Origin of the sequence: Arenibacter sp. ARW7G5Y1 (genome assembly GCF_003201775.1) — a bacterium.
In the GTDB taxonomy this organism is placed as follows: domain Bacteria; phylum Bacteroidota; class Bacteroidia; order Flavobacteriales; family Flavobacteriaceae; genus Arenibacter.
This window is the reverse complement of record NZ_QJJZ01000002.1, coordinates 265083-285466: the sequence shown is the minus strand read 5'-3', so window position 1 is coordinate 285466 and position 20384 is coordinate 265083. Positions and strand designations below refer to the sequence as shown.

Annotated in this window: 17 protein-coding genes; 1 reads left to right on the top strand and 16 read right to left on the bottom strand. The window is 38.6% G+C overall.

Annotation, left to right across the window (positions count from 1 at the left end; all coding sequences use genetic code 11):
• Positions 1 to 105: 105 nt before the first annotated feature.
• The 5 genes from C7972_RS04395 to C7972_RS04375 all read right to left on the bottom strand — a co-directional run bounded on the left by C7972_RS04395 (position 106) and on the right by C7972_RS04375 (position 6477).
• On the bottom strand, positions 106 to 1251 hold the full coding sequence (locus C7972_RS04395; protein WP_110355016.1) for a FecR family protein: 1146 nt from the start codon (positions 1249 to 1251) through the stop codon (positions 106 to 108).
• Positions 1252 to 1314: 63 nt separating this feature from the next.
• Complete coding sequence (locus tag C7972_RS04390) at positions 1315 to 1899, bottom strand: RNA polymerase sigma-70 factor (RefSeq protein ID WP_110355015.1); 585 nt, start codon at positions 1897 to 1899, stop codon at positions 1315 to 1317.
• 1319 nt (positions 1900 to 3218) lie between these two features.
• Complete coding sequence (bla, locus tag C7972_RS04385) at positions 3219 to 4022, bottom strand: subclass B1 metallo-beta-lactamase (RefSeq protein ID WP_110355014.1); 804 nt, start codon at positions 4020 to 4022, stop codon at positions 3219 to 3221.
• 291 nt (positions 4023 to 4313) lie between these two features.
• Positions 4314 to 4739, bottom strand: coding sequence for a response regulator (locus C7972_RS04380; RefSeq protein WP_110355013.1), 426 nt, complete (start codon positions 4737 to 4739; stop codon positions 4314 to 4316).
• Positions 4732 to 6477 (bottom strand): sensor histidine kinase, encoded by a 1746-nt coding sequence (locus tag C7972_RS04375; RefSeq protein WP_181422821.1) that lies wholly within the window; start codon positions 6475 to 6477, stop codon positions 4732 to 4734. The genes C7972_RS04380 and C7972_RS04375 overlap by 8 nt, the downstream gene beginning before the upstream one ends.
• A 493-nt stretch (positions 6478 to 6970) precedes the next feature.
• Between C7972_RS04375 and C7972_RS04370 the strand changes: the two genes are divergently transcribed.
• Positions 6971 to 7855: a dienelactone hydrolase family protein gene (locus C7972_RS04370; protein WP_110355011.1), complete on the top strand. Its 885-nt coding sequence runs from the start codon at positions 6971 to 6973 to the stop codon at positions 7853 to 7855.
• 31 nt (positions 7856 to 7886) lie between these two features.
• Here C7972_RS04370 and C7972_RS04365 read toward each other — a convergent pair whose 3' ends face one another.
• The 11 genes from C7972_RS04365 to C7972_RS04320 all read right to left on the bottom strand — a co-directional run bounded on the left by C7972_RS04365 (position 7887) and on the right by C7972_RS04320 (position 20384).
• On the bottom strand, positions 7887 to 9512 hold the full coding sequence (locus tag C7972_RS04365) for a sodium:solute symporter (RefSeq protein ID WP_110355010.1): 1626 nt from the start codon (positions 9510 to 9512) through the stop codon (positions 7887 to 7889).
• A gap of 71 nt (positions 9513 to 9583) precedes the next feature.
• Positions 9584 to 10480 carry an SMP-30/gluconolactonase/LRE family protein gene (locus tag C7972_RS04360; protein ID WP_220020870.1) on the bottom strand — a complete coding sequence of 299 codons (897 nt, stop codon included), beginning with the start codon at positions 10478 to 10480 and terminating at the stop codon, positions 9584 to 9586.
• Positions 10481 to 10539: 59 nt separating this feature from the next.
• Positions 10540 to 11304: an SDR family NAD(P)-dependent oxidoreductase gene (locus tag C7972_RS04355; protein WP_110355008.1), complete on the bottom strand. Its 765-nt coding sequence runs from the start codon at positions 11302 to 11304 to the stop codon at positions 10540 to 10542.
• Positions 11305 to 11310: 6 nt separating this feature from the next.
• Positions 11311 to 11487, bottom strand: a complete 177-nt coding sequence (locus C7972_RS23740) for a hypothetical protein (protein WP_181422820.1) — start codon at positions 11485 to 11487, stop codon at positions 11311 to 11313.
• A 346-nt stretch (positions 11488 to 11833) separates the two neighbouring features.
• Positions 11834 to 14266: a hypothetical protein gene (locus C7972_RS04350; protein WP_146216263.1), complete on the bottom strand. Its 2433-nt coding sequence runs from the start codon at positions 14264 to 14266 to the stop codon at positions 11834 to 11836.
• 99 nt (positions 14267 to 14365) lie between these two features.
• Complete coding sequence (locus C7972_RS04345) at positions 14366 to 15508, bottom strand: enolase C-terminal domain-like protein (RefSeq protein WP_110355006.1); 1143 nt, start codon at positions 15506 to 15508, stop codon at positions 14366 to 14368.
• A gap of 3 nt (positions 15509 to 15511) precedes the next feature.
• On the bottom strand, positions 15512 to 16408 hold the full coding sequence (locus tag C7972_RS04340) for an aldo/keto reductase (protein ID WP_181422819.1): 897 nt from the start codon (positions 16406 to 16408) through the stop codon (positions 15512 to 15514).
• The gene (locus C7972_RS04335) at positions 16401 to 16835 is read right to left on the bottom strand and encodes an L-rhamnose mutarotase (RefSeq protein WP_181422818.1); all 435 of its coding nucleotides are present in this window, start codon (positions 16833 to 16835) and stop codon (positions 16401 to 16403) included. The genes C7972_RS04340 and C7972_RS04335 overlap by 8 nt, the downstream gene beginning before the upstream one ends.
• A gap of 10 nt (positions 16836 to 16845) precedes the next feature.
• Positions 16846 to 18423, bottom strand: a complete 1578-nt coding sequence (locus tag C7972_RS04330; protein ID WP_110355003.1) for a sodium/solute symporter — start codon at positions 18421 to 18423, stop codon at positions 16846 to 16848.
• A gap of 200 nt (positions 18424 to 18623) precedes the next feature.
• Positions 18624 to 19379: an SDR family oxidoreductase gene (locus C7972_RS04325; protein ID WP_110355002.1), complete on the bottom strand. Its 756-nt coding sequence runs from the start codon at positions 19377 to 19379 to the stop codon at positions 18624 to 18626.
• 30 nt (positions 19380 to 19409) lie between these two features.
• Positions 19410 to 20384, bottom strand: a complete 975-nt coding sequence (locus C7972_RS04320) for an aldose 1-epimerase (protein ID WP_110355001.1) — start codon at positions 20382 to 20384, stop codon at positions 19410 to 19412.

Sequence of the window (20384 nt, the reverse complement as noted above, 5' to 3'; positions counted from 1 at the left end):
TGACGCATTTTCCGATTTTTTTTGTTCTTAATTAGAGAACTATTAAAATCATGATTTATATGTTTGTGACATTTTTTATTTCATTGGCGCTTTGGTTATTTTTGGTTAATAGATGGTTATTATGTTACGTTCAATTTTATAATCAATTCCATAATTTCGTTTTAAATCTTCTAGAACATTGGATAGTATAGGCTCATTGCCAAAATTGGCATTGAAGCGTTTTTTAGATACTGACCCATTCATATTGATTATGTTAATATTGTAATGTCTTTCCAATTTTTTAAGGATATTTTCAAGGGTCATATTCCTAAAAGCAAGTTCGCCCTGTCTCCAAGAAGTATAGACATCTGTCGTGACAGGTGTTAACTTAATCCCTTCCTGTATTTTTTCAAAAGAAGCTTTATAACCAGGTTCCATCATAGTGTTCTTAATAGGGTCATCCCCATTGCTGTTCGAAAACAGGCTAACTGAACCTTCAACAAGTACTACTTCCGTTACCTCGTCTTCCTTATATGCACTTACATTGAATGTGGTGCCCAAGACCCTCACATTCAACTCAGCCGCAGATACCAGAAAAGGATGGAGGGAATCCTTGGCAACATCAAAAAATGCTTCCCCTTGGACAAAAACCTGTCTCTTCATCCCCTCTATAAATTGGATCGGATATCTAAGTGAGGAACCTGAATTTAGGTGTACATAGGTTCCATCGGACAGGGCCACTTCAAACGTTTTTCCATATGGTACGGTAAGAGTACTATACTCCAACTTACTATTGGCAGCATCTTTTGAATACACTAAACTTTTCCCAATTTGCTTGGCGATAATGTTCCCCGTACCATCTTGCACATTATTATTTCCAATTTCATCTATAACTTTAATAGATCCATCTTCCTGTTTTAGGGTTATGGCATTATCAGGTACAATTAATTGTTCTTTTTGCCCAAGACCATGATAAATTAAAAAAGTTGTCATCAGTGCTAAAACCACTACAGCCGCATAACGTAAAAGTGGAGTCCATTTAGATGAAATAGCTTTTCCTTCTTTGAGATGTACAGCCTTAAAATTTTGAAAAGTCTCATCTTTTTCCATTTCCGATGGAGTCTTCCCCAGCGAACCTATGGCCAAATTGGTTTTAATCCTATTGAAGACCTGTGCGTTGTCAACTGAGTATAAAATCCAATCCTCAACTTTTGCAGTTTCTTCTGGGGAGGTTAAACCTTCCAAATATTTTACAAGTAAATTCCTATCCATACAATTGACTATATAATAAAGACAATCTAGAAAAGAAATATACCTACTGAAGAGTATGAAAAATTATAAAAAAAGAAGTGTGAATTCCTTTAGGTGGAGTCTTAAGTGTTTTATTCCCTTGGAAATTTGATTATCCACAGTTTTTTTGGAAATCCCGTGAATCGCTGCGATTTCGGCATTTTTTAGTCCTTCAAATCTACTTTGGATAAAAATTAATTTACACTTTTCAGGTAGTGCTTCAATGCCCTCATCAATTTTAGTTTGAAGTTCATTTTCCAACAAAAGTGATTCTGTCTCGCTTCGAAGATATTGGATCTGAATGGCCTCCTTCTTATTGTTATGGAAATTTGATCTAATTTTCCGATGCTTTAAGAAATTTAAACATGCATTCTTGGTAAGCGTAAATAGATAACTATTAATATTATTGATCCCGGTCAACAGATTTAATTTATCCCAAAGTTTTAAAAATACATTTTGGACTATCTCCTCGGCATCTTCCTTATTGTTTAGGTATATCTTAGCTATTTGAAACAATTTATCATAATACAAACGGAAAATGGTTTCAAAAACAAATTCGGGCTCCTTTTTAACAAGGGTTTCCAATTTTTTTTTGTTTTCAAAGATGTTTTTCCCAAATATATCTAACATTAGTCCAAATTGTTATTTGATCACCCTCTAATCTAAGTTATAACGAAATTAAACATAATCAACTAATTTTCAATACAATAATCGCACTATAACCTACCAGTAAGTTATACAAAGAACCTAAATTATAGATTCATGAGAATTAATGATGTTCAAGAATTTTTTACAAAATAAAAAATTTTCGTCAATTATGGCCATATATCAATATTTTAGTTAAAATAAAATTTTTATAACATAAGTCACATTATTCTAATCTTTACAGTTCAAATCTAAAAAAATAAAATGGCTCGTCTTTTAATGAATGGTTAATTAATTATCATATTTTTTATACTAGGGTGAGGTTCCATATTAACTAATAATATTTCAATGTTTCGCACGTTTTAACCACTTCTTTTTTATCTTGATTTCGCTTTTTTCCTTTGGCGTAAACTCTTTGTGTTATGACAAAAAGGGTCCCTCGTTGCGGGGGAGTAAATGGGTAAAGGAGTTTCGGCACCTTACCCAGAGCCAAAAGGAGTATGTATCTGGCAATGGAATCAAAGAGGGCAAATTCCGTAATGGGATTTCCAAATTATCGAGACCTGGTCCTTGATTGGACAATAGGCCGATCTTGGGGCAACAGTTACACAGTCATCATTGTATGGAATATGGCAACTAGATCTAGCAATTTTATAAAAGAACTTATATTCCACCGGGCTAGAGGTTCACAGTATGCGAGTTCCTGTTTTACTGAGATCCTGAATAGTTGTATTGGATCGGTAAAACAAAGTATGAGCAGAAATGGTTATTGTTGGGAGCACGTAGTAGTAACTGCATCATCAGTGTTCCAATGGTTTGAGACCTAGAATAACAGTAAAAGAATACACTCTTACTTAGGAAATAAATAAAGGAAATTGAATCAGAATTGTATAATCAAAAATTAGCTGCATGACTCTTATCTAATAGTCCACTTTTTTGTTGCAAGTCCAGTTAAGTTTTGACAAGGATTTTGGAGTCATGATTCCGCACCTTAAAATTGGTGCAAAAATGACCCAACCTGTTTACCTAATTCAAACAAAAGCACCCAAAAAATCATTATGCAAATATTAAACTTATGTTAAAGGTGCGACATTCGGTCGCACTCCAAATCGCATCATTGATAATGCCCTAGAATATGGCTTTAGGCCTGTTTTAGGATACTCCCACCTCGAGTACAAACAAAACCCCGTAAATCATATGGTTTATGGGGTTTTTATTTTTTAACCACTTCCTTAAGCGCCGATCAGGAATCAAATATTTTGTAAAGTATGATCCTCAATACATAGCTGAGGAATAGAACATACTTATTGGAACAGTTTTATGGTATATTCCAATAATTCGGTTCCTCCATAATTTCCGTGTCCCGGAATTACAATTTTAATGTCGGGATATTTTTGACTTATTTTTTCCACCGTATTGGACCATGCCTTTACATTGGCATCCTCCAAATTACCTTTATTGGCGCCTACTGCCTTAATAAGACATCCGCCGAAAATGGCATTGTCCCAAGGAAAATAGCCTATAACATTATCTTTTGTATGTCCCTCCCCAAAATATGCCACATAAACTTTTTTGCTCCCAATATTTAAAGTAAGGCTATCGACAAAACCGTTTAAGGGCTTCGAGAATTCTTTGCCCCTGTCCCCCAACAATTCCATCGTTTTTTTGGATGCGTATACTGGAATGTCGTGTTTATTGAAGATTTCCAACCCCCCTACGCAATCTCCGTGAAAATGCGTTGGAACCACTACTTTAATTTTACAATTGAGTTTTTCGGTGACATAGTTTACCAACTCCAACGAACATTCTTCATCCGTTGGGGTATCAAAAACAATGGCTTCATTTTCGTTTACAACCAACATTCCATTGCAGGCAACCCTTCCAAAATCATTAGTATTTAAAAATGAGACATGTTGGTAAATGTGATTGGACAGGCGCTGAACAATTAAATTATCTGTTTTATAAACTATCGAGCTGTCCGTTAATAAAACTTGACCTGTTTGGGCAACAACTTTCCGATCGGTCCAATTCTGTTTGTTTGGGACACCATTATACACAACCAACAATAAACTGCCAAATGCAAAAATGAATAATATATATTTGACCATAATGGAGATGATTAATGATAATGGAATTGAGCAAATATAGGGCTTACAATGTTCTTATTTAAGCAGGAAATTTTCTATAATATTAAAGCCTGGAGGGAGAAACATAAGAACCAACTCCCTTAAAAGGGATAGTGGTGGCTATGGCAAACGTAAGTCTAAGGTAGTTTTGGCAGGCTCCCCCGTCCCAAATATGAACAATAAGATCAACAAGCAATAAAACGGTTTTGGTGCATTTGTTTTATTGCTTTACCATAAACTAACCTTGAAATAAACCTAAAAATAGGCTGTCATCTAAAAGTCGTTATGATACCATTCATCTGTTGGAAAATGACCAATTAGTTTTTTGATTCCTTCCTTTGATATTGGCTTTACCAAATAACCCGACAATGTACTAATTTCTTTTGCCATGGCTATGTCATTGGGATTATTGGAAGATGTTAATAGGTAAATGTTAATATCCTTTTTAATTTCGGTTTGAAGTGACTTATATTCGTTAAGAAACTCCCATCCATCCATAAAAGGCATGTTTACATCCAAAAGGATAATATCCGGAAGATTGGTTGCAGTACCTAGATTGTGTTTCAGGAATTCGATTCCCTTTTCGCCATCGGAAAAAAACTGGATCTTAATATTTGGACTTATTTCCGAAATCGTATTTCTCATTATGAACTGAAAAATCTCATCGTCATCGATTAGAAAAAAACTTAGGTCATTCATAGCTGTCAAATATTATTTTGAAGGTGGTCCCCACACCCAATTTACTGGTAACTTCAATGTTGGCGTTCAACGATTCCAATTGTGTTTTCACCAGAAACAGACCCATACCTTTTCCAGATAATCCACGATGAAATCTTTTATATAATTTAAAAATATCACGGCCATAACGATCCAGATCCACCCCTACACCATTGTCTTCCACTACCAGAACCTTCCGATGGTTCTCCCATAAGGTACGGATAAAAATGACGGACTTATTGTTGGGATCCCTATATTTTATTGCATTGGAAATTAGATTCTGCATTATACTCTGCAAATAGATTTTTGAAAAAGTCAATTCTTTCCATGCACTAAAATCGGTCTTCACGTCTATGGTTTCTTTATCCAAAGTTTCTACATATAAATCCAAGGTGGCCTCAATCAGCGGTTCCAAGTCAATATTTTCCATATCAACCTGGTCATCATCGTTCAGAATCCTTACGTAGACCAGAAGGTCATCCACTAGGGTATTAATGGCATGGGTTATTTTTTGCAATTTGGGAAAATAACTCTTGGCCTCTTCATAATCCTTGGATTCATTTAACATGGACACCAAAGCAGAAACGCTTGTGGTAGGTGCCCTTAGATTATGGGCAACAATATTGTTATACTCCAAAAGTTGGGCATTGCGCAGTTCCAGTTTATTCTGCATGACCGCCAAGGTATTATTTTTATTTTCCAGCTCGGTAGTTTTGTCCTCCAGTTCCTTGTTAATCATTTCAAGAGCCTGCATATACTTCTTTTTTGCAGTATCACTTTTTGCTTCAAGATATGACAAACAAAAAACAACCATTATAGCCAACATATTGATAAGGAGTATTGTAATGATCTCGCTTTTCAGCCTTGCATTTAAAATCTTGGAATCCAGATGTTTTATAAGCACCCATTTATTGTTGGTCTTAATGTCTGCTAATCTATTCTGAAACAAAGGAGTTTGGGCGAGTTCATTTTTAAAATCCAATTCGGTTTTTATCCAGAGACCCCCATTTTTGTATAGGGATATAGATTCTTTACTACGCAATGAATCGGCCATGTCGGGATGTTCTTCATAAAACGTAACATTACGGCTATTGGGAATTAAATGGGCAAACTCATTTGTGCCATCCTTACTTACAAGGTAATTGCCAAAACGATCTAACAACAAAAAGGAATAAAGATTGTCCTTTTTCAACAAGTTCAAGAACCTTTCGGCACTAAAATTAATGACTACTATTCCCAACCGGGCTCCATGAGCATCGAATATAGGTGCCACCCCTCGAATCATTGGCTTATATGGCAATTCCAATACCCCGTTTTCCCGATTTAGATTTAATGGCGACAAATAGATTTGATTTTTTTTAAGGTTTGTAGTCTCTTTAAAATAATCCCTATTGGCTTTATCTTGAAGCGCTAAACTCTTTACTATTTTGCCATCGTCCTGCCTATTAAGTCTATATACCTCCTTTCCTGATAAGTCAATAAGTCTAAATTGATTATAACTGTCCATCCCAATGACAAAATCACCAATTTTCTTTTCTAAATGTGCATTCTGTTCTGGATCAAAATCGCTCGCAACAAAATTATATTTCTCCCAATAATAGAGACTGGCTATCATGGGTTTTAGAAGTTCAACGATCAGTTGCTTTGTATCGGAGAGTTCTTCTTGCTGTAAGGAAATCAACTTTTTATGCTCCTTTTTGTATAGCCAAAAAACCGCCAAAACACTTAATATAAGTATTGGAAGGTAATATTTGACAAATTTTAAAAGCAATCGTTTAAGCAAATTGAAATCTATTATATGGTTAAACCTAATGTTGGAATCCGAACACCGGCCAATGCATAACAAACTCATTTGGGGGGAAGCCTTAATGGTTCAATTTCCCATTAAATCGGAAAACAAATATAAGCAAAATTCAACCTTAAAATTCATTATTAATTTTAAATCATTTTAAGAATTTACCTTCCGAACCACTGTTAAAATAGACATGCAGAAATCCATTTCACAATACAACCACACATGCAACTTCGATTTAATAATTCCCTTGTTTCAACAATAATTGTACTCTTGACACAAGAATATAAGCCAGGCCCCATAATTACCCATAAAAGTTAAAACTAATTTCATACTTTTAATAAGTACTGCATTATAAGGCTTCATTTTTGCCTTATGTATCCTATGGAGGCAAAACACATTTAACGATAAATATACACTCATGAAACCATTGAAAAAAGAAGACATTACACAAGAGGTTTTTGACCTTTATGATGACTACGCCCACAACAGGGTGAGCAGAAGGCTGTTCATGGATAAATTATCGACCTATGCAGTAGGTGGGCTTACAGTAGCTTCAATGCTTAGTTTTATTTCTCCTGATTACGTAAAGAAAATCCAGATAAAGCCTAATGATCCAAAACTAAAATCGGAGCACATCCATTACAATTCCCCCAAGGGTGGAGGTACTATAAGAGGCTTGCTTTCCAGACCGGCCAATGCCAAGGGAAAGCTACCAGGAATAATTGTGGTCCATGAAAACCGCGGATTAAATCCACATATCGAAGACGTTGGGCGTAGAGCCGGCCTTGCAGGGTTTATTTCTTTGGCCCCAGATGCCTTGACACCTCTGGGCGGTTATCCTGGCAATGACGATGAGGGCCGTGAACTACAAAGCAATCGAAATCGCGATGAGATGTTGGAGGATTTTATAGCCGCCTTCGAACATTTGACATCCCACCCTGAGTGCTCCGGGAAGGTGGGGGTGGTCGGATTTTGTTTTGGAGGCTGGATATCCAATATGATGGCTGTAAAAGTGCCGAATCTGGGGGCCTCCGTTCCTTTTTACGGCGGACAACCCACAGAAGACATAGACAAAATTAACGCCCCCTTGATGCTCCATTTTGGCGAATTGGATACACGGGTCAATAAAGGGTGGCCCGCCTATGAAGAAGCCTTAAAGAAACATGGTAAGGAATATAAGGCCTATATATACCCTAAGGCCAATCACGGTTTCCACAATGATACCACCCCAAGGTACGACCAGGAAGCGGCCGAATTGGCCTGGGGACGGACCATCGATTTTTTTAGAAAAAAACTTCGGTAAGAGCCGAACTTAAAAAGGGTTCGAATAATCCTTACAACGCAAGCGTACTAAAAGATATCATGATGTACACCACTATGATCACCACCAGTACGGAGGCCATAATATCCCACATATTATAGCTGGCCTTGTTTTCATCCTTCTGTTTATCCGTTACCGAACCAAAAGTGAGACCGGACAACTGTGCTGCCGACGGGGCCGGATAAAACATACTCACGATAACCGCGATAGCCACACAGAGGGCAAAGAAATAAGCCGCAAATACCAACCAGTTAATGTCGGCCAGGTTAAAAAGAAAACTGCCCTCCGAAAAACTGGATTTCATAATTTCCAAGGTCAGTTTGGAAAACCCTATAATCAATCCACCTACCAAGGTAGCAATTGCCCCATTGGCATTTATTCGCTTATAAAAAATCCCCAGAAGAAACACCGCGGTGATCGGTGGGGAAATGTAGGCCTGTACATTCTGCAGGTATTCGTACAACCCATCGGACAACCTTGTAATTACAGGTATCCACAATAGGCCCAGACCTACCACAAAAAAGGTTGCCGTCCTACCGGTTTTCACCAACTCCTCCTCCGGCTTATCCGGTTTTAGTTTCTTGTAAATATCCAAGGTAAACAAAGTGGAGCAGGAATTGAATACGGAAGCCAGTGAACTCATCAAGGCTGCCAATAGGCCTGCCGCCACCAACCCTCGGAGACCGGAAGGCAATAGGTTGCTCATTAATACCGGAAAAGCCTCATCCGGGCTGTCCCAGTCCAATTTCCCCTGCATTTTAAGCCCCAGGGCCACTACCCCTGGGATAAGGAAAAGAAAAACGGGCATCAGCTTTAAAAGTGCCCCAAAGATACTTCCCCTTCTACCCGCCTTAATACTTTTGGCAGTAAGCACCCTTTGCACAATTACTTGGTCTGTGCACCAATACCAGATTCCAACTATGGTACTGGTAAGAAATAATGGAAGCCATGGATAATCCGGATCCGAATTGGGCCGCCACATATTAAAATAATCCACTCCAATGGTTTCCTTTAACTCTCCCCAGCCTCCTACCGCTTCAAGTCCCATAAAGCTAAGGATTCCTGCCCCGAGTACCAATACAATGGCCTGTATGGTCTCTGTATAGACTACCGCCCGCATTCCACCCAAAACCGTATACAATCCGGTAAGAGCCACCGTAGCCACAGCCCCGATCCAAAAGGGAATTCCCAAAAGGGCAGATACCACTACCCCGCCAGCATAAATGGTTACGGATACTTTTGTAAGGATATAGGCAATTAAGGACACTATGGAAAGTACCCAACGGGAACGAGCGTCAAACCTCTTTTCCAAAAATTCGGGCATTGTAAATACCCCGCTTCTCGCATAAAATGGCAAAAACACCCAACCCAACATTAAAACGATCCAGGCATGGAGCTCATAAATCAATAATGGCATTTTATCCCCGGCCCCATTGCCTGCCAATCCCACCACATGCTCCGATCCAATATTGGAAGCAAATATGGAGGCACCTACCATAAACCAGCCAATGTTCCGTCCTGCCAAAAAATAGTCTTCTGTATTTTTCTGCTTTTGTTTTATTACCCACCAGGCAACACCAAGCAGTATCACAAAATAAGCAATGATCACAACCCAATCCAGTACGTCCAGTCCCTTCATTATAATTTAATTTGGTTTCGTTGATTTATGTTATTAGCAATTTCTGTAGATAGATTTGGAAGGACAATATCCTAAGTCAGGTTCATAAACCGATGGGCAGGGAACCCCTTGTGACCACTATTCCTAACCACAAATAAAGACCCCGCCAAGGGTTGCTTTTCCAGCTCCACCTTACTAAGCCCCTTCCTTGCCGAAGTAATGTACAAATCTTCCATGGAATCACCCCCAAAAGAACAGGAGGTAACCTGGGAAACCGGCATACTAATGGACAACATTTTTTTTCCTGTTACAGGGTCATAACGGGCCACCTGCCATCCTCCCCAATGTGCAACCCATAACATTCCCTCATGGTCTATGGTCATGCCATCGGGGAAGCCGTCTTCCTCGGCAATCGCAATGGCTGTTCTTTTATTGGCCAATTTCCCACTTTCCTTATCGTAATCATATCCCACTACTTGGCGGGTCGGGGAATCTATAAAATACATTGTTTTATGATCCAGACTCCAAGCCAGACCATTGGACACACCAATATTAATTTCCTTTTTTTGAACATTTAATGAAGTATCCAAAAAGTACAGGCTTCCGGAGGATTTATCTTCTGCAATGGGCATAGTGCCAGCCCAAAAGCGACCGTAAGGGTCACATTTGCCATCGTTAAACCTATTTTCCGGTAAATGTTCCTCTGGATTGGCAATCATATCAACTTTACCGGTTTCGCGATTCACAAAACCAAAACCATTTTTCATGGCGGCAATATAGTTCCCATCGTTACATATGGCCATGGCTCCGATCATTTGACTTACCTGAATGGTATTTAGTTCTTCGGATACTACTGACCATTCATGGATATGACCCTTTAGGATGTCTACCCAACAGATTAACTTTCTGGTTGGATCCCACAGCGGGCCCTCCCCTAATTCACATATTTTATCACATACAACTTCTGGACTCATAATTAGAAATGTCATTTATTTCTTGACCAATTAAGGTCATATTAAATTTAAATCGGTTAAACATCTGGAAACCGCTATTTCTTGTAAGGAGACGGACTGACCGCGGTCCAACCTCCATCGATCACCAAACTCTGACCCGTAATGTGCTTGGCATTATCGGAAACCATAAACAACACGGCCTGGGCTATGTCATTAACAGTAGCCGGACTACCCATTGGAGTGATCTTCTGCCAAGTTCCAAAATAGTCCTTATCACTCATTGTCCTTTCGGTCAAGGTAGCACCGGGCGCCACGGTATTGACGTTTATTTTATAGGGAGATAGCTCTATGACCAAATTCTTGGCCAGCATTTCCAGTGCGGCCTTGCTCATACCATAGGCCGCCAAGTTTTCATGTGCCTGATGCCCTGTTACCGAAGACATAAAAAGAATTGACCCTCCAAAGCCTTGCTTTTTCATTAATTTGGCTGCCGCCTGGGCCAGAAAAAAACTCCCTCCCAAATTCACTTTCATAACCTCAAAAAAAGATTCCGGAGTATAGCTAAGGAATTCCCCAAATAGGGTAATGCCTGCGTTTGCCACCACCACATCCAGTTTCCCGAATTCTGTCACTGCCGAATCTACCATTTTATCTATTAGCTGCATATCACTGGAATCACCTGCAAGACCAATACAATTTCCTTCATTACCATCCAAGTTGGCCACCGCTTCCTTTGTTAAAGCGGCGTCCAAATCGTTTAAAATAACATTGGCCCCGTTGGCCACCAATTGTTTGCAAATCTCCAAGCCTATACCCTGTCCAGCTCCTGTAACAATAGCAACTTTATCCTTAAAATCCATGATTAATCAATAGTATTTATGGGAATCCCTAGGGACCTCACCTCCCGATTTCCCTTGTAAAAAATCCATATCCGCGTCCAAATGTACCTCATATAAATTTACATAGCCCCTATCCATAATTGGGGACGGTATTGCTCTTTTTTTCTTGCCATCGTTTTCATGGTCTACTGTATTTATATTCAAATAAATTGGCGCTGTCAACAAACAACCACAACACTAAATCCCGTTTGGGTTTTCAAAAAAATCTACAAAACTGTAGTTGCTCCCCCTATGATATTCTGGTGGAATACGTTTTTATAAATACTCATTTTATTGTGAACATTTCACTCAATACTTATTTGCAGGCTTCAATATCGTGAACTTTTCTGAAATAAATAGACCGTTTTTTAAGGAATTTATATAATTGCTTAGGTAGATATGGTTAAAATATTACATCCGACAAATGAAAAAGGGTTGGACAATATAGTAGTCCAACCCTTTCATATTTTTTTGTGCCTTTACAATGAATTACTTTTTCATTTAAGTCTGCTCAATTAATCGCTACTCCCTCTGGTGCTCCCGCTGTTTTAATTTCCAATTTCAGGCTTGCCTCCTCTTTGGCAGAAAACGTACAGTGGACCTTTATCTTATGATCCCCGCTACTGACATTCAGTTTTCCCGGGTCCATAGGGATTCCTTTTATTCTGTTCCATGATTTATCATAGAGTACTACCTCGTTGCCGCCATCGTATTTAAGATTCTCCCCCTTATTAATGGATATGTCCAATTCAACTGTTTTGAAATCATCGATCTCAATGGTTATTTGGGAAACGGTACTGTTCTTTGTGGTCAAAATAAACTGCAAAGGCTGTGGAGCAAATTCATTCTTGTACTGGAACACCGACCACACTGGCTCTCCTGGCTGTCTTATTTTTAACTCGTGCTCAAAACGTTGGACATCATAGGGAATTAAATTCCAACTATTTTCGGTCAATTTCACCAAGGAAAATTCATCCTTAATATTTTCCATTCTCTTTTTTTGTGCTACAGAAAAGGCTCCTCCCAACCTTGCTTTTTCCCATTCTTTGATCTTTTCCAAAATTTCATCACCAAATCCATTCTTGTCCACCAAATCCACAGAGGTAACCAAGGCGTAGCCTGCATCAAAAGCGGCGCTTCTGGCCAGCATCCATTCTATATCCTCCAAACTGGTGTTGTCCCGCATACTAAACCAACCGAGCATACACGGAATGAAATTTCTTCTAAAATAATCCTGGTTCAGGAGTCTATAGGAGGTCTGACTCTCCCTGAATCCGGCATACCAAGGCTCACCCCAATTCATACGGGTAAACATATGCCAAAAATAATGTCCCGGCCTACTGGCATCCATTATGTAATTGTTCTTTACCTCTGCCTCCAGATTATTGTACCAGGCATCAACGAACAACAATTCCCCATAGGCACCCATTCCTGTGGAATAATTCCCCTCCAAACCATCAAAGGATATTTGTTTTAGACCAGTCTGATTATAGAGATCTGCAATTCTTGTGGACATTTCAATACCCAGTTCCGTATTGGTCAAAAAGGTCTTATAGGCGTGGTCTGCCAATTTCGAAATTTTATCGGCTTTTTTATGACTACTGGTCCGTGTGCCAAATGCTCCTCTCTGACAATCCAATAAAACCCAAGGAGCAGTTTCCGAAACACTTTCGTACCTAATTATCTCTTCTCCAATTACCACCGCATGAAGGCTATTGTTGCTCATTTGGTTAAAAAAGGTAGGGTCCTTGATTTCAATGTTTTTTTCCTGTTCATCTATATTGTTTACAAGAACGCTAGATCCTACCTTGGCCAGTCTTTCATCTGGAATAGGGCTTACATAGGGGTCATTGCTGGTTATGAAATTTGAAAGAGTGTGGGCCCCCAATTTAATCCCCGCCTGCTTTGCCTTATCAACACATTCCTTCATGCTTTCCCAATTATCCGGGAATGCCTTTTCATGCAGATCGAAGTGCCCCCAATTTAAGAATGGGCCCGAATGATACAGATATTGTAAGCCGGCCTTTTTGGTCAATGCAATTGCATCATCAATTGTAGCGGTGCTAAAATCCTGAATTAAATAAGCAGAAGTGGCGGAAACGGCACGTTTGCTCCATACCCCATCTATGGTAGGATGCGGTAATCCCTCTTCCAACTCTATGACCTCCAAAGTATTCAAAACTTCTTCAGGTTCGCAACCAAATAAGGCTATTTTGGACCCTACAATTCCTTCATCCTTGAATGCCGGAGCCACGTAATGATCGTGCCCCATTGCCTTTATCACCCTTTCCTTGTCCCTATTTCTGGTATAGGCCTGTAAAGAGCTCCCGTACTCCTTTGGCAGCGCTGTATGGCCCCTATAAAGAATATTCAAGGAGTCTGAAATATCCACCAAACTTGTGGTTCCAAAAATATCAAAGGAGGGTGTTGAATCGTCCTCCATGGAAGGATAACCTCCCAGTGTTCTTTTGTTCAGGGCTTGAATACCAATTGCAAAATCCGTGTTGCGAACCACTCCTACGGTTTCTCCAACAGTTTCCTTAATGTTGGTCTCAAAAGGGCCCCACAGAACCAATTCAATCTCCTTCTCCTTGGTTATTGAGGTGAGCTCCAAAGTAAGATATCGTTCCTTTTTTATGACATTGACCGTAGCTTCTACCCCGTTTTTAGGATAGCTTAACAAAATAGTTTCCTCATCTTCCTTTATTTCAAAGGATGCTGGATATTCCAATTCACCATTGACCCTGATGGCCAATATGGATTTGGGATCTGTATTGGTATAAGCATATTGGATATTATTTTTAGAATCTTTCAGATCCGTAATTTTTCCCTCCGAATCAAATCCAATAGTTAGATTTCCGGCAGAATATATATTTTCATTACTGGTAGTACAGGCCGTGAATACTCCGATTAGAAAAAATGCTGCAATTTTTATAATTTTCATTTTCATGATTTATTAGGTCGTTTTAATAGCGTTTTAGTAATACATAATTTAATTCATGAAAGACCAAAACATTTAATTTTAGCTCACCTATTAACATTTTTATTTTTTCCAACACACTGAATCCTGAATCATTTTTTCTGTTTTGATCCTCTCCCAATCGAACCTAGTAGATATACCATTTAATTCCGGCAAATATGCCTTACAGTCCTTAATAATCGGTTGAATTTTATAATATTTTTCCATAGGCTTTAAATAGGGGATAAGATATTCGCACATGGAATCCTCCTTTTGTGCCGCAATTAATTGAGCATTTACATTGGGAAAAGACCCACAACTAAGCATTAGATTATGTTTAGTTGCCAATTTGCAGGCCTTATCAAATTCTATCATGGAAATCATATTATTGCCCACGGGTTGAAAATGTCCTATGCCTGCATTTACCATTAATTGAAAAGGGTAAAATGTCCTTTCTGATTCACCAAAGGAAATGCACATTGATGTTTTTGAGGTTAATTCTTCCATGCCCTTAATATCTGCAGAATGTATGGGCTCCTCCAACCATTCTATGTCAAGGTCTTCAATTTCCTTTATAAAATCCAGAGTTTGCGGAACAGTTAACGCTTGGTTTAAATCTACCGCCAATCTAATATCATCACCTAATCCTGCTCTCACCTTCCCAATTCTTCTAACATCTTCTTTTAAGTGCGTGCCAAAATCACCTCCAGCTTTAATTTTAATTATGCTATACCCTGCTTCTTTAAAGCTTAAACATTCATCCACTAGCTCTTCATCCGACAAGCCTGTGCTTCCACCAGAGGCATATAATTTAGCCCAATTCCTCTTTGCTCCAATATAATGATGCAATGGCATGGAGGCCCGTTGTGAGGCAATATCATAAAATGCCCTATCCAAGTACCCTAAGGCCCTGGCCGCCTCACCTCTAAAACCCTCGTTCCTAATTCTCCAAAACAAGGTGTTGTAAAGGTCAGAATACAAAGTTTCCTTAGACTCCAATAGTACAGCGGCAAAATACTGCTTGAATATTTCCAAACATGATAGTGGATATTCAATTTCACTTTTAAATCCACTGTTGTCAACCAAAGTCAATATACTTGTATGGTAAGAGCTAAAGGGACCCATGGTGGCATCATAAAAAGGTTTTGGCAAGGTTTCAGGTTTTAATATTTTACAGCGAATTTCAGTAATTGAGAAGCGTTCTTTAAGAATGTTGTAATCGTTCATTATTTATATTTCTATTATTTTAATTATTTCCATAGTTAATTGTTTATCCAATGGACCCATTTTTAAATCAGTTAACGTAGCCTTCAATTGTTCTAAATTATCAGGACCAATAACCATCCTATCTATATTATAGTCCAGCATTAGGTAGCGATGTGCCATTGACGGCAAGGACATCTTAAATTTTGAAGCCAAAGCCCTTAACGTCATAGCCCGCTCTAAAGTTTTTAATGGCAACCACTTAGGTGTTTTTTCGGCATAAGTATCCAATCTACTTCCCAATAGGCCCATCATTAAAGGGCTACCCTCATAAATCTCTAACTTGTTTCGTCTATAGAATGGAAAATCAACTTTCAAGGCTTTATTTTCTACCAAATTATATCCGTTGAAATCCATCACCACATCGAAGTAACCCATCTCAATAAAAGGGGCAAATACTAATGGTGGTTTCCCTCCCAGGCCAATTTTTTTTACCAAACCTTGGTCCTTAAAAAGTAGTAAGGTGTCCATAACGCCATTAAGAGCGCTTACTGGAACTTCCCCGGGCTCGTGCAAAAAGAGTAAATCTATATTATCCCTGCCCAACCGCTCTAAACTTCTATCTACACTAGATTTTATACTGTTTACCCTATAATCGCTCAGCCCTTGTTTATCTGCCCGACCTCTACGCTTTCCTACCTTGGTGCTTAAAAAGGGAGCCTCGCCTTCCCATTGCCTTAGTGCCTTTCCGACAATCAATTCTGCATCCATATATGCGGGTGCCATATCCAGGTTTGTAATCCCTTGCTCCAATGCGTAGTGTATCGTATCCACGGACTTCTCCAAATCAACAGGATACCAAGCCCCACCTAAACCAGCAGTCCCCAAGGTGACCCGCTCAAAGACTCGTTTATTATTAGTCATTTGAGCTTTTATTATTTTCGAATTCATAAAATTTAACCATTGGAACCCATGTTGTTCCTTCAGTTGTTCCAGGCAATCCCTTTTGATAGGAAGACATAAGTGAGTTCCAGTCCTTAACTTTGTCTGTATTCAATTCTTTAGTGGCCCCCATTTGTTCTAAATCGGTACCCTTTGGCACTTTTACAACCATTGTTATATAATTATCATATATATATAACTTGATACTATGGTAACCGGCCTTTTTGAACCCTTTTTCTACATCAGGCCATACCTTTTTGTGATAATCCAAATATTCCCGTTTTTTATGGGAATCATTCACCAATTGAACGGCAAACACATATTCGTCAAACTGTGGTATATCTTGTTTACAGCCGTTTGAAAAAAATAGTAAACAGCAGATAAGTGTTACTTGAATAACTTTTTTCATAATTGTCGGTTTAATTGAAAAACACATAAATGCTTAACATAATTAAGGCAATTAGTATCCAACCTGCCACTAAATAGGTGGATGATAATTGCAATTGTTGGTATATACTTTTTAAAGAATAAAATTTATCTTTTTTAGTTTCACTGCAAGTAATAAATGAAACTACTATCATCATAATAGAAAGAAGAACAAACAAATAAAAGGACATTAACAGATAGGGCGGAAAAAAGCCTTTGTATGGAAATCCGCCTAAATCTGCAACGGCAACAAATAAACATAGAATAAACCCAACAATGAGTGTTAAATTTGCCGCAGGAGCAGTTGCCTTTTTCCATAGGGCCCCTAATAAATATACCGCTGCCATTGGTGGTGCCAAATAACCAATTATGGATTGTAATAACCCAAATAGATCTTTATCAACTTTATCTAAGAAAATTGACAAGATTATTGCCGATAGGCCTCCAATGAAAGTAACCCATTGCCCCAATTTTCGTTCTTTATTTTTTGCAATGTTGGGGTTGAATCTTTTCTTATAGATGTCCAAGGTAAAAACAGTGCTCAAGGAATTTAAGCCAGAATCCACTGTACTAATAAGCGCCGCAAGAATCACCGAAATGGTAAGACCAAATAAACCAGCTGGTAAAACTTCAATAGAAAGTGTAAGGAAGGCTTCATCGGGATTTTCTAAGGTTGGAAATAACAAATAGCACACGATTCCCGGAACTACAAAAATAAAAGTGTCCATGATTTTTAATCCGGCCGTCAACAATACCCCCTTTTGCGCATGCCTTACATTTTTTGCACCTAAGGCTCTTTGCACAATAGTCTGATCGGTACACCAAAACCAAATTCCAATAACAGGATAACCTAAAACAAGGGCATGCCATGGGTATACCTCATCGGATGAAGGCAAAAAAAGTTTCCAATAATTGTCAGGTGTGGATTCATAAAGGACTGTTATACCACCAACGGCATTAATCCCCATTACTAATAGGCCGATGGAACTGATTATCAATAATATCATTTGAAAGGTATCGGTATAAACAACTGCCGTTAGACCTCCAGTTATGGTAAAACTCATAGCTATTACCATTAAAACAGTTACGGATATCCACAAGGGCCAACCTATCATTTGGCTGACAATAATTCCCCCTGCATATAATGTTCCCCCTAACCAAAGAATGAGGATAGACGTTACGCTATATACCGCGACGATATCCCGAGTAGTTTCATTAAATCGAAAACTTAAATATTCGGGGGTTGTATTTATCTGCGCATGTAAATAACGTGGAATAAATACTCTGGATAAAAGGAATAGAATGGGAAATGCCAACCATGAAAAATTACCTCCCACCAACCCCGTAGAATAAGCCAAACTTGTAGTCGCAATCAACATAGAAGGACCCACATTAGTCCCCCAAATAGACAAACCAATATTGTACCATTTTAGTTGACGCCCACCCAAGAATAGATCGCCCCCGATGTCGTTTGAACGTTTACTAGCCCAAAAACCAATGCCCAATAATACTAGAACATACAAAATGATTACAGCAAAGTCTAAGCCGGTAAGTTTATCAATAATATTCATAGTAATTAATTTTACTTCTTCCTATGTTGGGTTAAATTTGTATTCTCAAACAACCAATTATTTTCAGTCCCCGTTTCGGCAGAATAGATAATTTCAATATGAGTAATGACTGAAACCACCTGCACTAAACCTTAAATCGCGGAACCAGTACTTTCTGTTTTACCTTTCTCCATAGATTTTATTAAACCTCTCTTTTACTTTCATCTCCCTCCAAGTTCTACGCCGATGCCCCCATCAATACGATAGTGTTGACCCGTCATAAAACTACCTTTACTACTTGCTGCGAATACTATAAAATCTGCAATTTCTTCAGGTTTAGCGATACGTTTCAAGAGGTGAATATTCTCTGTATCTTTAATCGCCTCATCGAAATCTGCCAACCCTTCAATCGTGTTTTTTAGCATTGGCGTCATAACGGCGCCAGGGCAAATAGCGACGCACCTAATACTAGGAGCATAATCCACGGCAATACTATTGGTCAACCCCAGTATAGCTGCCTTTGAAGTAGCATAAGCAGCTACTTCCCGTTGAGTAACCATTGCCTGGACACTGCTTACGTTTATGATGGCAGCACCTTTACTTTTGACCATTAATGGAATACACATTTTAGAACATAGGAACATACTTTTTACATTTACATTCATGGTTCTATCCCAAAGTTCTTCCGAAGTATCCGTTACTGTTCCATAGGTTTGTATCCCAGCATTGTTGACCAATGCATCTATGGTTTTAAACGTATCCTTGATATTTGAAAACACTTTTTCTAATTCTTCATACTTTGATACATCACACTTATAATAATGAAGGGCTGGAGTTTTTTCCTTGGAATAAGTTAGCGGTTTATGCCTGTCCAAAATTATTACTGTTGCTCCCTCATCCAAGAACTTATTTACCACGGCCTCACCAATTCCCTTGGCCCCACCAGTAACAATGACCTTTTTGTTTGTAAACTGCATAATTAAATATTTAATAATTAATCCAAAATACTACGATCTGGAAGCGTTCAATCCTTCTATGCCATTATAGGGAGAAAGCTTCACCCCAAATCTATTTTTCATTATCTCAGTGGGCAATAAGACGGTAAGCCCAATGCCATTATTGAATGCATTTCCGATACACGTGCAAGGCTCAATAGCAATAGCTTTATTGTCCACTACATATAATTGCAAAAAAGGGAATCCATAACTATCTATTGTTATATCCAACTTTTTTTTCTTATCCCTCACAATCGTATTGGCACTGTCTTTATCTTGGTCAAGGGCAAAGACATTAAAAGAAAAGTTATCTATTTTTAAGAATTTACCGATATTCCCAATGGGCAATTTCTTCCCTGTATTAATATAATCTTCCCTAGTTATAAACGAAGCTTCAGCTGGGACTAACACCTCGTATTGGGAAGGGTCTTCTGTAATACGAAAATATGGATGCCAGCCCATACCTACCGGCATTCTGCGGCCGCTCATGTTCTGAACCTTGGTCTTACAGCTAAACCCATTTGCATCCAAAACGTACTGGATTGTAACTGAACATGCAAAAGGATAGCCTTCCAAAGTGCCATCATATTTATAAAATAGTTCGACCGATGCCTCTTCCTTGTGGTAGTTTAAATGTAAAACCTGAAATGATTGATTGTTAAAAAAGCCATGTAGGGCGTTTTTATGATTGGCTTCATTGCAGGGCAGTGTGTATTCAATGTTTTCAAAAGTATATTTACCTTTTTCAAGTCTATCGGGGAATGGAAAAAGCAATGAACCCCTATATTGAGGCAAACCTTCCTTATATAGTTCATCTTCATCACTTACGGCCCAAAGTAAAGGGTGTAAGTTATTATTACAGGCCAAACAAATCTGGCATATACTAGCACCCATTTCTGGAATTACAGTGACATATTCGCTGGTATACTCATTGCGAAGCTGGATTAAATAAGTACTTCCAAATGGAATTTTATTGATTGCGAACAT